We start from the raw sequence: 14,723 nt of genomic DNA, 5'->3' as shown, positions 1-14,723 counted from the left end.
TATTACGTAAATAGGCTCCTGTTACTAATAAATCGTATATAAAATAAGATTTCACCTGTAACTGACACTATCCAAGGTTTTAGTAATTCAGAGAGTTTTAAGAGAAGGCAATGTAGCGGTAAGAAATTTTACCACTGCCATATTGATTAACAAAACAGTCCTAACCATTTTGTTCCTTTTTATTTCTAGAAAAAAATTTTCTTACGCGTACGAATGCAATCCCGCAATAATCAGATTAACGACAATTAAGTTAAACATAATAATCGCAAAGCCAATTACACCCAGCCATGCTGATTTTTCTCCTTGCCAGCCTTTTCCAAGTCGCAAGTGAAGATAAGCCGCATAGAAGAGCCACGTAATCAATGCCCATACTTCTTTCGGATCCCAGCCCCAGAAACGGGACCAGGTAATTTGGGCCCATATCATAGCGAAAACGAGTGCCCCTAACGTGAATAGCGGAAAGCCGATGATAACGGCTCGGTAATTGATTTCGTCCATCAATTGGGTGCTGACATTTCTCATCATGGGCTGAAGGAGCTGGGAAATCCACCGACGGGTAACCACGCGTATCAACACATATAAAACAGTTCCAACCAACAACGACCAGGTGATCGTCGTCAGTTTTCTGGCGTCAATCAGCGGCGGGGTTTCCATGAACGGGGTTAGGGTTTCCTCTGTCGCGGGAACGGACTCATTCATGCCGAAAACCGGCGGCATATTATACGTGACGGAAGCTTCTTGTCCGTCTTTGTTAACATACTGAAAATTGGCTTCATAGTTCGTCAAGGCAAAATAGGAACTAGAAATGATAAAACCAAGAACCAGCACTAGTGTATACAGAATGGTCTCCAGCCAAAACCGTTGCTTTGATTTTTTAGTCAAGTCTACAACTTTTAACAAGTAAATTAATCCGGCTGCTGCACTTATGGCCAATATCCCTTCCGCAATTACGACTGTGCTGACATGAATCGTCAGCCAGTTCGTTTGAAGTGCGGGAATCAGTGGACTGATTTCTTTCGGAAACATACTGGCATACGCAATAATCAGTAAGGCGACTGGCAGGACGACCATCCCCAACACTGCTGTCTTATAGAGGAAGTAGATAAGGATAAATCCTCCGACCAGCGTCATGCCAAACGCTGTCGTGAATTCAAACATATTACTCAGCGGTGCATGCCCGGATACTGTCCATCGGGTGAAAAAATAACCTAGATTTGCAAGGAAACCAAAAATAGTAATGGCAATTGCGGCTTTCCCCCACCGCTGTTCCGAGTCGAATGTTCCTTTTTTGTTCCCTTTGACGGCCCCTCCAAACACGAATGTGGCAATTAGATACGCAATGAACGCCGTGTACAGTAAATTTGAGCTGATAGCGGTTAATGTCATGATTGCGGTTTACCTTCCTTTTCCATGTCTTCCTGCTGGTCTGTAAAAGCAGGAAGTAATGCATATTCAGAAACTTGATCGAGATCTTTCTTCAAACTGTACCAGTTTTTGTTGGTATGTCCCGCAAGCAGGATGTCACCGTTGTCGGTTTGCTGCAACCAAAAAAGACGGTGGTTAAAGTACATCCCTTGCGCCACCCCTATCATAAAAATAAATCCTCCAAGACCCAGGATTGGTAAGGTTCGGTCTTTTCGGACAGTCAGACCGGATACATTGCGTGTTTCAGCGCTTTGAAAGGTCAATTTATATTGATTGTCGCCGAAAGGCTCGATAGTATTTTGAATTGTAATGAAACTGGTTTCCCCTTTCGGTGTTGTCGGTGTGGTCATCTCAACAAGAAAACCCGGATTGTCTGGGAGTGGGCTTGCCGTTTGTGGTTCTCCATTTTCAAAACCGGAGAAATTCGGGTAATAGCCCAGCAACTCCACTGTCGACCCGTTCTTCAATTCATACCTTTCATCGGGATTAATCAAATCAATGGTCAATTCTCCCAGCGATTCCTCTGTTTGTTGGTCTGTCAACGCGAACGTCATTGTTTTAAGTTCATCCAATTTGTAATCCATCTGATACATGGCATAACCATCAAACTTTAATGGCTGATTCACACGCAATGGATACTCTTTTACAAATTCCAAGTTCTCCGTTGCTCCTGGTAAGCTGCCTTCAGGCTGCTGATACAGCACAACATCAGTCTGGTAATTTTTTACGACTGTTCCTACACGATCAATTGCTTCACTGAATCTTGCATCTTCTCCTTCGCCGTTATAAGTTTCTACCTTAAATTTCAAATTTTCCAAGGAATAGCCTGGGGCTTCGGGAATAGCCCTCGTCTCGCCTTCACGAAGCCACAGTGTTTCATCAACATAAAACCCGGGAATCATCCTTAACATGACACCAGAGAGGAAAATAATCAAACCGATATGATTGACATACGGTCCCCATCTGGAGAATCGTCCTTTTTCCGCCAAAAGCCCGTTTTTATCCATTCGGACTTTGTACTTTAATTCCTTCAATTTGGCTTCGGCTTTATGCAACGTATCGTCAGCTCCAGGACCCTGCCCATAGATGCGCTGCTTATTCATAAAGCTGGGATGACGCAGTACCCGCTGGCTTTTCAATGATCGGTAAAGGGGCACAAAGCGATCCAGGCTGGCAATAATCAACGAAATCGCAAGCATGCCGACCAAAACGATAAACCAAACTGAACTGTACATGTCATGGAATCCTAAAAAGTGATAAACACGGCCGATGCTGCCATACACATCTGAGTAATAAGCTTTAATGGCGGTTTCGCCAGTTGCCGGTACATACATGTGCTGGGGCAGGATTGTGCCTATCGCTGCCGCTATCAAAATTACTACGATTAGCCCAACTCCGACTTTGACACTGGAAAAGAAGTTCCAAACTTTATCAATAATTGATTTATTATATGTCTGTGATCGTCTTGCTACCCCTTCATATCGCATGTCGGCAAGTAGTTTATTTTGTTCTTTCTCAGTTAATGACCGCCCACAGGTTTCACAAAGGTTGGTTCCTGGCGGGTTCACATACCCGCATTTACATTGTGTTTTCTCCATCAATAAATCTCCTTACACTGGTTTGATTTGTTCCATGTAGCTTTTGATGTCTTCCTCCGACATTTCGCCAGTGATGATTTTAACGATGTTGCCCTCGGCGTTCACCAGCAGGGTTGTCGGCAGCGGGATGATGTTATAAGCTTCCATGACGCTCTTGGTTTTATCAATGACAATCGGGAACGTCAAATCGCGTTGTTCCGCATATTGCCTCACTTCGTAATCCGACTGGGCGATATTGACTGCCAAAATTTGGACTCCTTGGTCCTTATAAACCTGATACTGTCTTTCCATCAGTGGAAATTCCTTTTCGCACGGTTTGCACCAAGTCCCCCAGAAGTTGACAAATACCCCTTGTCCCTTGTAGTCAGACAGTTGATGCTCTTCTCCGTTCAAATCTGTTAATTTAAAGTCCGGTGCTGGATCTCCAACTTGGAGCATTTCCCTGTTCTCCTTATTTGCGTTGTTATAGAGTGTAAAAACAACTGCTCCGACGAGGACTAGTAAAATGGCTGTCCTCACGAAAAACCGGTTCTTCTTCTTTCTTGCCATGCCACATTCATTCCTTTCTTTTTCATCTAATCAAGCTATACCGTCAGAATCCGGTAAATCCACCAGTAAACTGCGAGAGAAACGCGATAATGTCTGTCATCATGTCGAAGTACAGCATGAGGCCCATAAGCACCATCAAGCCCCCACCCACTGACATGAACTGGGCACTCCGCTTCTTCAGGAAGGTCATTTTCTCAATGAAGAACGACATCAGTAAAAACGGAATGGCAAAGCCCAGGACGTAGAACAGCATATACAAGAGCCCGCGGCTTGGATCGGCTATTCCCATCGCCATAACGCCGGCCAGAATCGGTCCTGTACAAGGCGTCCATCCAGCTGCAAAACCTAGCCCGATTACCACGGAACCGGTATAGCCCGACGGCCGTTTCTGAAAGTGAACTTTTTTATCTGAAAGCAGGAAGTCGAATTTCAAGACGCCTGTCAGCACTAAGCCGAAAAACACCATCAAGATGGCTCCCAGCTGACGCAGCAGGTCTGCGTTCTCAAAAAAGAGCGCGCCGATGAACGAGGTCGACAACCCTAGCGCCAGAAAGATGATGGAAAACCCGACCAAAAACAGGATCGTATGAATCAGGGCACTCTTTTTCATTGCCCCTTTTCCCGTTTTCAGCTCATTGACGGATACACCGGTAACATAGGACAGAAAAGCCGGATATAACGGAAGCGCACAAGGCGAGAGGAACGATAACAGCCCGGCACCGAACGCCAGCAATAAACTTACTTCTGCCATAAAAAAATCTCCTTTTTGATGAATTTACTTTTTCACGCCTAACCCATTGCATCTTCCTCTTCTTTGAAAAAAGAGAACAGCAGACTATAGGCAGGTGATATGTATTAACTTGCTACTTTCTCCATAAAAACTAACTAATGTAGAATCAGATATGTATCTTCAACTTTTAAATTCTGCCCTCCACAATCTCTTTGTAGACAGTAAAAAATAAAAGCACCTACAAGAACTAGCAAATTGAAACTTCTCAAAAGGAGATGCTTCTTCTTTTTATTAGTCATTGTGGTCTTAGAGCCTTTCTGTTTATCCTTTTATTATATTAGGGATGCATTTGAGAATTCCTAGGGGTTATTATTATGGATACTCGCGGTGATAATATTCAATCCTCCTTGTAGTAAGAAACCCACTTTAATTTCTCGCCTTAAACCCTGACTACAACAAATGAATATACCTTAAACATTTGAAGAAAATGTGCAGTTATTACTATTAGTAAAAATTCCTGTTTGAAATTTGTCTAAAGTTTCACAAATGAATTTTTTATTTTTTCAAACAATTAATAGTTCATCATCAATCGATTCTTAAGCCGTTTCTACTGGATTATCCCTTCAAGGAACACCGTACAAGTGGAGCAGTATGACACTAGTTGGATTCGACTGCAGTGGTTTTCTCCAGTGCGTATACAATAAAACTGGCCAATCAATTTCACGCACAACCCTTCCTATATTCTCAGAAACAAAACAATTATCATCCCAAAGCCAGGAGACTTGATCTTCTTTACGAACACGTGCCGTCCAAGAATTTCGGATGCTGGAATCTACATCGGCAACAACCAGTTCGTCCACTCTGGTGAATCGAAAGCTGAAATTGTCGGTTTGAACAATTCATAATGGAAATCTAAATTCCACAGCTTCAGAAGCTTCTAATAATAATTTCAAAAGGCCAACACCGGAAACAACGGCGTTGGCCTTTTTTGTGTGCTCTCTTTTTCTAAGGAATGCACGATTGCAGCCGTTTCCCGCTGATTTCTTTTGCCAGGCTGTCATTTTCAACAAGCACCTTCCAACGGATTATAGAATTCAGCAGTTACTCCGACTACTATCGCCAGTGGTTAAATAGTATAGGCCAACCTCATGCTAGCCAATTAACTACATAAATAAACCTCGAACTTTAAGGGGCCACTACCGATACCCTTCTTTTCAATAAGTGGCGATATGCAAACCGAGCATTTACAGGAATTTCTCTATTTATTTACATAAGTTATTTTATGCTCTTTTTCAAACACCTCGAATTGATAAGCAACGTGAATCGTGGTAAAACTAAAGTGATTACAGAAATCAGAAAGACATAGCTACAATTTGATCTTCACGAGATGAAAAATTTTAGTATAGAGCCGAGTCAACGGATAAATTTGATGATTTCCCATCTAAACATTTTAAGTAAGAATATCTTTACCTTTTACTAAAATATACGAATGAGGAGGTCGAAAGCATGTGCATTTCCAATAATGAAATTGAACGTCAAGCTTATATCATGAGTGAAAAAATCAGAAACAATTCTATCTACAAGTCTATCGGAATGGAATTTGTTGGAACAGAAAATCTAGTGTTCCAGAATCAACCTTTAGAAGACATTTTGGCCAAAAAAGACCTTCCTTTAGTTAGCAAAGTAATCTTAGAAGACAGCAAAGGCATGCGCTTCGCTATTGAACCAAATGAAATTGGATTAAGTTATGCTAAAGGAGAAATCACTTATAAGGAATACAAACAGATGCAGAATAAAGAGAGCAAATTGTTTATAGGATACCTCGTAGCCCTATCAAGTGGGTTCTTTTTAGTAAGCTGGGCAGCTCTAAGATTGTTTTTTATGTAGATACCAACTCAGCAACTGCATCTTCTATTAATCGAAACGGAATTACATTCGCTTTTCGGTAAACAGAATGTCCAATAGACATAACTAGGTCATAAAATCTATCACTGGAGTTATAAAAGCAGAAGTAGCGTCCCAATCGTTACTTCTGTTTTCTTTGATAAACTCGGATAAAGCTTCTCTCTTTATAAACGATTGACTATACAGCTTAGACAGGCGAAGAAGTGAACAATCAAATATGGTAATGGAAACCGGAAATTCTACTGAGTAGTGAGAAACCCTTAAGTAGACATTGCTCAAATGTTTGGAGCTAAAACAACAACAAAAATATCTATGGCAATGGATAATTCCCATTCTACTTTAAGCCGAAAGGGAAATAAGATTTCACTATTTCCACCTCATATAACTTGAATGAATATTGATTTTAATCAATAAGTTTGCCGAATCTTTGAATATAGCAGAAAAAAAGAACAGTTATGAAAAACTGTTCTTAGGGTCTGATTTAGAAGTAGATTTTATGGCATTATACTGATACCATTCGGCTTTTTACCTACTTTTATTGTTTTTATCGTTTTATTTTGTTCATTGTCAATCACACTGACTGTATCCTCAAACAGATTTGTAACATATGTGAATTTACTGTCAGTACTTGTTACGATTCCATGTGAACCTTCACCTGTATCGATTGTCGCACTAATCTTTTTCGATTTCAAATCAACTTTTGTTACAGAATTATCGGGATTATCCTCCGTTCCTTGGTTGGCAACGTAAGCGAATTGATTGTTAGGCTCTATGTAAACCTGTACCGGACCATTTCCGACGTCTACTTTATTGATTTCGCCCGATTTCAAATCAATAATAGCAAGTGCATTATCTTTGTTTATGGTAGCTATCAACGTATTTCCATCAGAAGTAACTCCGGTTGTAGCTGGAGCCGTACCCACTTGAATTTTTTCCTTCTCTTTGAAGCTTTGAAGGTCTATTACGCTAACGCTATCTTCTCCCATGTTTGCTACATAAGCAATTTTACTATCGTAGAAATTCGGAAACCGTGTGGACCCTTTCCAGTTGAAATGGTTTCAATAATTGAATAGTCTTTCGCATCAATGACCGAAACCGTATTGTCCTCATTATTTGTCACTAATACATATTTCCCATCTTCTGTAAATACTATATGAGCAGGGTGATTACCCACTTCCACTTCTTCTATCATCTCATTAGTTTCAGGATTAAAAAAGATTGCTTTTCCCTTCATTTCCATTAACTCGCCATGTCCATCACTCATATCCGGAACGACCACTGCTCCAACGACTTTTCCATCAGGTGACACTTGAATATTATGGACAGCCCCGTCTATCTCGAATGTTTCGACTAATTTTTGCTGTTCGACACTTATTTTAGAAATACTTCCTCCTTCATTTGCTGTGAAAATAAAGCGATCATCCTCACTTGCTGCGGAATCAGTCACATCATCAGTCTCGTCCTTCACTGTTTTTGAACCTTCTTCTTTTGTATTACTGCATCCTGCGATAACGAATATAAGTAACAAAATAATGGATAATAGTAACCCGGAATATTTTTTCATTTCTTTATTCCTCCTAATTCCTAAGATATATATTACTTCCGTATAGATATAACTCTACCAAGTAAATAACCAGAAACTGCGGACTTTTTTATTATCACCAAATATATTAGACTGGACTAAATATTGTTTTGTAATTTTAAAACCCACTCCTATTAGAAATAGCCTGACACCAGATATAATCATAAATTCATGGAAAATCGACCTTTAATTAGCTGGTTTTCTGAAATTAAAAAGCATTTTAATACTCTTTATCTGCATATTTGAACTTAAATTCGGAGTACCGTAAAGGAAATATGTGCGATTACAGAGGTCAGTCAAGCAGCATTTTATCGTAAGCAAAGGGAACTGGAAAAAGATAATGTACCTCATGAAAGCCGGATTCTATAGCCAGTGGATTCTGGCTTTTTCACATTAAATTCCCCTAACATTGTAACTCTACATTTTTCTGGCAAGATTCCAAAAAGAAGAGTAAAAGCAACGTTATTTGAAGCATTCGTAACAAACAAAAAGGAAGTTAAAAAGCTCTAGTTTAACTTCTTCTCTTCCCTCCTGCTTGAGTTATTTTATAGTTGCTCAATAAGCGATCATATCGAAATAATTTTGCCTATTTTTCCATCGCCTCATGATTTTGTATATAATACTCATACTTTTTTGAATATCATTCTTGATGCTTTCTCGATTGATAAATATATTCTCCCCACTCATTTCTCCATACTTTTTGCACAACTTGCGCGTATAGTACATTAGTAAACTCATAGAATGGAGGATGAGCAATAAAACTTTAAATCTCTCACCCGATTATCGAACAAAAAATGTTGAGAGAGTCAAGATTTACGTGAAAATAGATAAATCCTTTTTTGTATGTATCGTATCTACTAACTTCGTTGAACATCTCAGTCAGCTCTGCGCGAGCTTGGTTGAATCCTAAATGGCAGCAGTATCCGTACATGAGCCTGACAAGTGAAAGAAAGTAATTTATTTGAAGTCCTCTACAAGAAACGCAGAGGACTTCAACTGACGGGCTTCCTGCAAACAAATTTTGAAGACTCAATTAAAAAAAGTTGCAATGAAAGGAAATTACAGAAATGAGAAAAATTATTTTAGGTTCATTCGCCCTCAGTTTCATCTTAATCGGCTGCAGCGCCAATGAAAGTTCTAAACAATCACAGGAGTCACCGATGAACAATGGAAATATGGATGGTCAGAGCATGGGCGGCATGAATCAAGAAGGTGCGATGGACCATGGCAATGTTCCGTCCCTCGAATCCTCTGAGGGAATAAACGAGCTGCCTATTCCCCCTGTGTTGGAAAAGAAGCAAGGTCAAGAATTCGATTATGAAGTCACCGCCCAAGAAGGTGCCACTGAATTTTTCGAGGGCGTCTCGACTGACACCTATGGGTATAACGGCAATCTGCTTGGTCCCACGCTTAGGTTGGAAGAAGGCGAACGTGTAAATGTCAAAATCACAAATGAATTGGATGAGCCGACAACATTCCATTGGCACGGTCTTGAAGTTCCTGGTGAAATAGATGGCGGTCCACGCGGTGAAATTCAGCCCGGTGACAGCCAAATCATCACTTTAGAAGCGGATCAGCCGGCCGCCACCCTTTGGTACCATCCTCATGTTCATGGCTCGACAGCCGAACAAGTTTTCAAAGGCCTTTCCGGGATGCTGCTCATTGATGAGGCCTCTGGCTCTGAGTCAGAGCTTCCTAATGAGTACGGAGTTGATGATATCCCCCTCATTTTCCAGGACCGCTTGTTTGATGAAAACAAGCAATTGAACTACGACAGTCTTATGGACGTTGACGGAACCTTAGGCGATACCTCCATCGTCAATGGAACCGTTAATCCCAAACTGACTGTCACCAAACCCGTCATGCGCTTTCGGCTTTTGAACGGAGCTAATGCGCGAAATTACACATTCCGCTTGAGCAACGGCGCCAGCTTCACTCAAATCGCTTCTGATGGGAGCTTGCTGGATGAACCTGTTGAAATCGAAACGTTGACACTAGCAGCTTCGGAGCGCGCTGAAATTCTTATCGACTTTTCATCAATGACTGATGAGGAGTCCCTCGCCATTATCAATGATGAAGGCGCAGAATTACTACCGTTTGATGTAGCTCTCGATGGTTCTCCCGTTGATTCAACCGAAAAGTGGACAGCTGATGAGCCATTCCTGAGCGAACAGGAAAAAGCGATGCCTGTCACGAAGGAAATTGAGTTGTTTGGAATGATGGATATGGTGACGATCAACGGGAAGAAATTTGATCCGGACCGCATTGATTTGCGCCAGGAAAAAGGCGTTACAGAAGTATGGGAAATTTATAATAAACCTGATATGATGGGCGGAATGATCCACCCCTTCCATATTCACGGCACTCAATTCAAAATTATTTCCCGTGATGGCAAGGAAACGCAACCGAATGAACAAGGGTTAAAAGATAGCGTGTTGGTCGAGCCTGGTGAAAGGGTGAAATTACTTGTCACATTCCCTGAAGAAGGTATTTTCGTTTTTCATTGCCATATCTTGGAACATGAAGATAATGGCATGATGGGGCAAGTTGAAGTGTACTAGCAAAGAAAAAGAAGCTGAAATCGCCCCTTTATGCACTCCTGATGAGCAGCAAAAGTGCTGGAATATTTCAAGCACCTTAGGAATGAATAGTCGACTTTAAGTTTACAGTTTTAAATCACCTCTACAGCAGTGAAACAAGAATTGTTGTGATGAAAGTAAAAAAATCACTTTCTATAAAAGGTTTCCAACTTACTTCATTCTGAAAAGGTTTTGTAAGCTGTAACACGACATCTTAGAATTCTTAACGCTTGGAACATAGCACACTTTACGTGTGCTTTTGTTTTGTAAGCAGGAGTTCCGGGAAGGAGAAAATCGATGAAAGAGCAGTTGCTGACCCACCAACCTCTTCAACCTAAGACAGACAGAGAACGACTGAAGATAATTGCCATTTTAGCTATACCCGCTGTAATAGAGAACTTCTTTCAAACATTGCTGGGTTTCGTAGATACGTACTTTGTTTCTCACCTTAGTTTGGCAGCCGTGTCAGCAGTCGGAATCACGAATGCGGTCCTTGCGGTTTACTTCGCCCTTTTTATGGCAATCGGTGTTGCAGCCAATGTTCGAATTGCTAACTTTCTGGGTGCGAACCAACCAGAAAAAGCCAGGCACATTTCCCAGCAGTCCATTATTCTAGCTGTTCTTTTTGGAATTCTCACCGGTCTCGCTACGTGGTTCTTTGCAGAGCCGCTGCTTCGGCTCATGGGCATTGAAGATGAAGTCCTGGAGTTGGGGGCGCAGTATTTCCGGATTGTCGGAATCCCTTCTGTCATCATGTCTTTAATGTTTGTAATGAGTGCAATTCTGCGTGGAGCCGGTGATACTAAAACGCCTATGAAGATCAGTATAGTTATTAACGGCATCAATGCTTTGCTTGATTATGTGTTGATATTCGGTTTCTTGTTCATTCCGGAACTCGGAATTGCCGGGGCTGCCATAGCTACGGTAATTTCCCGTTTGATTGGCACTTTAGCCCTTTTCTATTACATCAACAAAGAAAAAGTGCTGGCATTCAGAAAAGAATATTGGAAGCCAGACAAACAACATCTAATGGAACTCTCTACTCTTGGCGCTCCTGCAGCAGGTGAACGATTGGTCATGCGGGCCGGACAGATTGTCTATTTCGGCTTCGTCGTCGCACTTGGAACCAATGCCTTTGCGGCTCATCAAATTGCCGGAAATGTTGAAGTATTCTCTTACATGATCGGATATGGCTTTGCTACCGCGGCAACGATTTTGGTTGGCCAGCAGATTGGTGCCGGCAATCTGGAAGAAGCCAAAAAGTATGCGAAGCTTTCCACTCAGTTCACGGTAGTATGTATGACGTTATTGGGGGGAGTCTTGTTCTTCTTTGGAGAATGGGCCGCCACTTTCTTTACAGAAGACCCCGAAGTGATCAATGATATCGGAACAGCTTTAAAAATATCGGGTGTTTTTCAACCATTTCTTGCAGTACTCATGGTCTTGACCGGGGCATTTCAAGGGGCGAACAACACAAAATTTCCTATGTATCTGACCGCTTTTGGTATGTGGGCCATCCGCACACTGCTTGTATACCTGTTAGGAATACAGTTGGGCTGGGGTTTGGCTGGCGTGTGGATGGCGATAGGCATTGATATTGCTTTTCGTGCAGTAGTGTTAGTGATTCAATTCAGTCGCGGGAGATGGATGGCACTGGAGAAAGCACCAGAACCTGAGGCACAATGCCATCCACAAACAACTAAAGAAAACATGTCTACAAATGCAAACAACTACTAATGGAGAAAAAAGGAGGAGTTTCTTTTGGAACATGAACATCACAATGAACATCACAAAAATCGTAAATATCATGATATGGATGAAAAACTTCCCGAAGTCCAAATAAATATCACTTATAACTACGGGATAGTGACGATTAAAGTTCGTGATAAAGAAAACAATGCTGTAGCTTTAACTGAAACTCACGAAAAAAGAATGCACCTGGTTATTACCAGTGCAGATTTAGAAACTTTTTTACATGTCCACCCCATCGAAAATGCTTCTGGAGATTTCGAAGTGGTGTTGGAACTGCCTCCGGGAAGTTACCTTGCTTTCGCGGATATCAATCCTGTAAGAATGACTTATGTTATCGAGCCAATTACGATAACAGTCGGCAAGGTTACTGACACCCCAAGCATCGATTGGGAGATGCTTGCGGAAAGGGATAGTGCTACAAAAGATGTCGAGGGTAAAACCGTTACGTTTCACCATCCAAAGCTGACTGCCGGAAAATCAGCTGCTCTATCTTTTGATTTAAACGGCGAAACTCCTTTGCCTTACTTAGGGGCATTAGGCCATGTAGTTGTGCTGGATGAACAAGGAGAAAAATTTATCCACGTCCATCCAGTATCAGAAGACAAACCCGTATTTGAAGCTCAGTTCCCTTCACCTGGTTTTTATAAACTATGGGTTGAATTCAAATTCTCAGACGCGGGCGTTCTCGCTTTTCCATTTGTCATGAAAGTCGCTGATAGAAATTAACTTGCAAGAAAGAGCATAAATTAATTCGGTATCACTTTGGACATTAACCTAAAAACATAAACTAAAAAACGCCTTGCATTGAAAAAAGGTATGAAAATACCAAAATTCTATGCAAGGCGTTTTTCTGTATGGCTTCAAAAAGGGGGCAAAAAAGGGTACTGAAACAACTCTATCCTGAGAAAGAAATCCAATGTCATCCAGATGAAGCGCAACGGCAACTATACAAATGCGGAAATTATGGAAATTTACCAAATCACAAATAGATTGCAAATCGAAACCTAAATGTCACGGAACTAGGCAGGCGAAACGTACCGGATAGTGAGGTCTCTTTTGCTAACCGGCATACCAGATGGTGATGTTTGGATGGCGTCCACCTCAAATAAGCAAATTTCAAAAAAACCGAGCTTTCAATATAGGAAACTCACTTATATCATCTATTTTTATGCTACGTCATAGCCTTGTTCCTCAACAGCTTCTTTCATATTCTCTGAGGAAACTTTTGATTCGTCATAGGTAACTTCCACTTTACCAGAGTTTAGATCTACCTCTGCAGCAGATACTCCTTCTAAACCTTTTAGCGCGCCTTCTACTGATATTTTGCAGTGGCCACAAGTCATTCCCCTAACATCTAAAGTTTTGGTTTGCATGTTTTCTCACCTCCCTTTTTGAAGATTTAAAACCGGCTATTTCAATTGACATTTATTTAATGACTTGAGCAAAATGTTCAGTCAAACGAACCAGATTAGATACAAATCCATATTCGCTGTCGTACCAAGAAACAGTTTTAACAAGCTGCTTATCCCCATTTTCAACGATATCAGTTAATGTGGCATCAAAAATACCTCCGGCTGAGGTTCCAACAACGTCTGAGGACACAATTAGCTTTTCAGAGTATTCAAACGAGGGACTCGCAGCTTCTTTCATGGCTTCATTCACTTCTTCAATTGTTACTTTTCTTTCTAAGTTTGTATAAAACTCCACTATTGCCCCACCTAAAAGTGGTACTCTCACTGCCGTTCCGTCAATAATTCCGGTTAATTCAGGAATGACTCTTCCGACAGCTTTTGCTGCTCCAGTAGAAGTCGGAATTGCATTCATCGCCCCTGCCCGTCCGCGTCTCATATCCTTATTAGGGCTATCATGTAATTTTTGCGAAGGTGTATAGGCTTTAATTGTAGTCATATAACCAGTTACAATTCCAAAGTTATCATGTAATACTTTCGCAACTGGAGCTAAATCATTAGTTGTACAAGAAGCTGAAGAAATGATCATGTCGTCTTTTGTAACAATGCCCTCATTAACACCGTAAACGATCATCTTCGTTTCCTGATCTGCTGGAGCAGTTATAATTACTCTTTTAGCACCTGCGTCAAGATGTGCCTGAGCCTTATCAGCCGTTTTATAAATACCGGTTGCTTCTAACACGATATCAATTTGCAACTCATTCCATGGGAGATCCTTTGCATCAGCTTCTTGGTAGAATTTAACTTCCTTCTCACCAACAACCAAGACATTTTCATGTACCTGAACATCCTGCTTTAATCGCCCATAAGTTGTATCAAATTCTAATAAATAAGCTAAGTTTTCAATATTAGCTAAATCATTCACAGCAACTAGTTCCAGATCTGAATTTGTATCTAATAATCTTCTTAATGTTGTTCTTCCTACACGTCCAAACCCATTAATAGCTAATCTTGTAGTCATTTATTTTCCTCCTCTAATATAGAAACTTAGTTATTTTCAGACAATTTTAACTCGAATAAACAGGCAGCACAAGTCGTTTCCGTTATAACGAATGTTGTACATTTTTCATTTGTTATCTTTCTATCCCTACTTCGAAAACTCCTTTATTCCATACATTAATTCCTCAATCGTTT

14 protein-coding genes and 1 pseudogene are annotated in these 14,723 nt (G+C 40.9%); 6 read left to right on the top strand and 9 right to left on the bottom strand.

Translation table 11 applies throughout. The annotated features are described in order from the left end of the window. Positions 1 to 201 precede the first annotated feature (201 nt). From ccsB to FQ085_RS14565, 4 genes are read right to left on the bottom strand one after another with little or no spacing between them, the layout of a single operon-like run. Positions 202 to 1,386, bottom strand: a complete 1,185-nt coding sequence (gene ccsB, locus FQ085_RS14580; RefSeq protein ID WP_149456941.1) for a c-type cytochrome biogenesis protein CcsB — start codon at positions 1,384 to 1,386, stop codon at positions 202 to 204. Next, positions 1,383 to 3,023, bottom strand: a complete 1,641-nt coding sequence (resB, locus tag FQ085_RS14575) for a cytochrome c biogenesis protein ResB (RefSeq protein ID WP_149456940.1) — start codon at positions 3,021 to 3,023, stop codon at positions 1,383 to 1,385. Before resB ends, ccsB begins: the two co-directional genes overlap by 4 nt. Positions 3,024 to 3,035: 12 nt before the next feature. Further along, entirely contained in the window at positions 3,036 to 3,572 is a 537-nt protein-coding gene (resA, locus tag FQ085_RS14570) for a thiol-disulfide oxidoreductase ResA (protein WP_149456939.1), read from the bottom strand. 43 nt (positions 3,573 to 3,615) lie between these two features. Continuing rightward, a complete protein-coding gene (locus tag FQ085_RS14565) occupies positions 3,616 to 4,323 on the bottom strand; it encodes a cytochrome c biogenesis CcdA family protein (protein WP_149456938.1) in 708 nt (235 codons plus the stop codon). Between the two features lie 618 nt (positions 4,324 to 4,941). Here FQ085_RS14565 and FQ085_RS18495 point away from each other — a divergent pair. Continuing rightward, positions 4,942 to 5,088: pseudogene (locus FQ085_RS18495) on the top strand (NlpC/P60 family protein); the annotation flags it as partial. Continuing rightward, entirely contained in the window at positions 5,043 to 5,207 is a 165-nt protein-coding gene (locus FQ085_RS18490) for an NlpC/P60 family protein (protein WP_366522838.1), read from the top strand. The pseudogene FQ085_RS18495 and the gene FQ085_RS18490, both read left to right, overlap by 46 nt. On the opposite strand, the gene FQ085_RS18145 is transcribed toward FQ085_RS18490, so the two are convergent. Beyond that, positions 5,202 to 5,363, bottom strand: coding sequence for a hypothetical protein (locus tag FQ085_RS18145; RefSeq protein WP_188074758.1), 162 nt, complete (start codon positions 5,361 to 5,363; stop codon positions 5,202 to 5,204). The genes FQ085_RS18490 and FQ085_RS18145 overlap by 6 nt on opposite strands. A 445-nt stretch (positions 5,364 to 5,808) precedes the next feature. On the opposite strand from FQ085_RS18145, the gene FQ085_RS14550 reads away from it, so the two are divergent. Continuing rightward, positions 5,809 to 6,189, top strand: a complete 381-nt coding sequence (locus FQ085_RS14550; RefSeq protein ID WP_149456936.1) for a hypothetical protein — start codon at positions 5,809 to 5,811, stop codon at positions 6,187 to 6,189. 512 nt (positions 6,190 to 6,701) lie between these two features. Here FQ085_RS14550 and FQ085_RS18365 read toward each other — a convergent pair. Together FQ085_RS18365 and FQ085_RS18360 are read right to left on the bottom strand one after the other, a co-directional pair. Continuing rightward, positions 6,702 to 7,130 (bottom strand): YncE family protein, encoded by a 429-nt coding sequence (locus FQ085_RS18365; protein WP_262499820.1) that lies wholly within the window; start codon positions 7,128 to 7,130, stop codon positions 6,702 to 6,704. Positions 7,131 to 7,198: 68 nt separating this feature from the next. Further along, positions 7,199 to 7,771, bottom strand: coding sequence for a YncE family protein (locus FQ085_RS18360; RefSeq protein ID WP_262499812.1), 573 nt, complete (start codon positions 7,769 to 7,771; stop codon positions 7,199 to 7,201). 1,085 nt (positions 7,772 to 8,856) lie between these two features. Here FQ085_RS18360 and FQ085_RS14540 point away from each other — a divergent pair. From FQ085_RS14540 to FQ085_RS14530, 3 genes are all read left to right on the top strand, one after another. Beyond that, complete coding sequence (locus tag FQ085_RS14540) at positions 8,857 to 10,350, top strand: multicopper oxidase family protein (protein WP_149456935.1); 1,494 nt, start codon at positions 8,857 to 8,859, stop codon at positions 10,348 to 10,350. 315 nt (positions 10,351 to 10,665) lie between these two features. Then, the gene (locus FQ085_RS14535; protein WP_142830107.1) at positions 10,666 to 12,105 is read left to right on the top strand and encodes an MATE family efflux transporter; all 1,440 of its coding nucleotides are present in this window, start codon (positions 10,666 to 10,668) and stop codon (positions 12,103 to 12,105) included. 24 nt (positions 12,106 to 12,129) lie between these two features. Further along, positions 12,130 to 12,846: a hypothetical protein gene (locus FQ085_RS14530; RefSeq protein WP_149456934.1), complete on the top strand. Its 717-nt coding sequence runs from the start codon at positions 12,130 to 12,132 to the stop codon at positions 12,844 to 12,846. 440 nt (positions 12,847 to 13,286) lie between these two features. On the opposite strand, the gene copZ is transcribed toward FQ085_RS14530, so the two are convergent. Together copZ and gap are read right to left on the bottom strand one after the other, a co-directional pair. Next, positions 13,287 to 13,493 carry a copper chaperone CopZ gene (gene copZ, locus FQ085_RS14525; RefSeq protein WP_101802113.1) on the bottom strand — a complete coding sequence of 69 codons (207 nt, stop codon included), beginning with the start codon at positions 13,491 to 13,493 and terminating at the stop codon, positions 13,287 to 13,289. Between the two features lie 52 nt (positions 13,494 to 13,545). Further along, entirely contained in the window at positions 13,546 to 14,550 is a 1,005-nt protein-coding gene (gene gap, locus FQ085_RS14520) for a type I glyceraldehyde-3-phosphate dehydrogenase (protein WP_149456933.1), read from the bottom strand. Positions 14,551 to 14,723: the final 173 nt, after the last annotated feature.

The sequence above is a fragment of the Planococcus sp. ANT_H30 genome, from assembly GCF_008369335.1.
GTDB lineage: Bacteria > Bacillota > Bacilli > Bacillales_A > Planococcaceae > Planococcus > Planococcus kocurii.
Note: the sequence above shows the minus strand (reverse complement) of the source record. Positions and strands in the feature narration are given on the sequence as shown.

Bases quoted from the DNA above. Each gene is read 5' to 3' on its own strand.
- ccsB (WP_149456941.1), bottom strand. From the start codon at position 1,386: ATGACATTAACCGCTATCAGCTCAAATTTACTGTACACGGCGTTCATT.
- resB (WP_149456940.1), bottom strand. From the start codon at position 3,023: ATGGAGAAAACACAATGTAAATGCGGGTATGTGAACCCGCCAGGAACC.
- resA (WP_149456939.1), bottom strand. From the start codon at position 3,572: ATGGCAAGAAAGAAGAAGAACCGGTTTTTCGTGAGGACAGCCATTTTA.
- FQ085_RS14565 (WP_149456938.1), bottom strand. From the start codon at position 4,323: ATGGCAGAAGTAAGTTTATTGCTGGCGTTCGGTGCCGGGCTGTTATCG.
- FQ085_RS18145 (WP_188074758.1), bottom strand. From the start codon at position 5,363: ATGACAGCCTGGCAAAAGAAATCAGCGGGAAACGGCTGCAATCGTGCA.
- FQ085_RS14550 (WP_149456936.1), top strand. From the start codon at position 5,809: ATGTGCATTTCCAATAATGAAATTGAACGTCAAGCTTATATCATGAGT.
- FQ085_RS18360 (WP_262499812.1), bottom strand. From the start codon at position 7,771: ATGAAAAAATATTCCGGGTTACTATTATCCATTATTTTGTTACTTATA.
- FQ085_RS14540 (WP_149456935.1), top strand. From the start codon at position 8,857: ATGAGAAAAATTATTTTAGGTTCATTCGCCCTCAGTTTCATCTTAATC.
- FQ085_RS14535 (WP_142830107.1), top strand. From the start codon at position 10,666: ATGAAAGAGCAGTTGCTGACCCACCAACCTCTTCAACCTAAGACAGAC.
- copZ (WP_101802113.1), bottom strand. From the start codon at position 13,493: ATGCAAACCAAAACTTTAGATGTTAGGGGAATGACTTGTGGCCACTGC.
- gap (WP_149456933.1), bottom strand. From the start codon at position 14,550: ATGACTACAAGATTAGCTATTAATGGGTTTGGACGTGTAGGAAGAACA.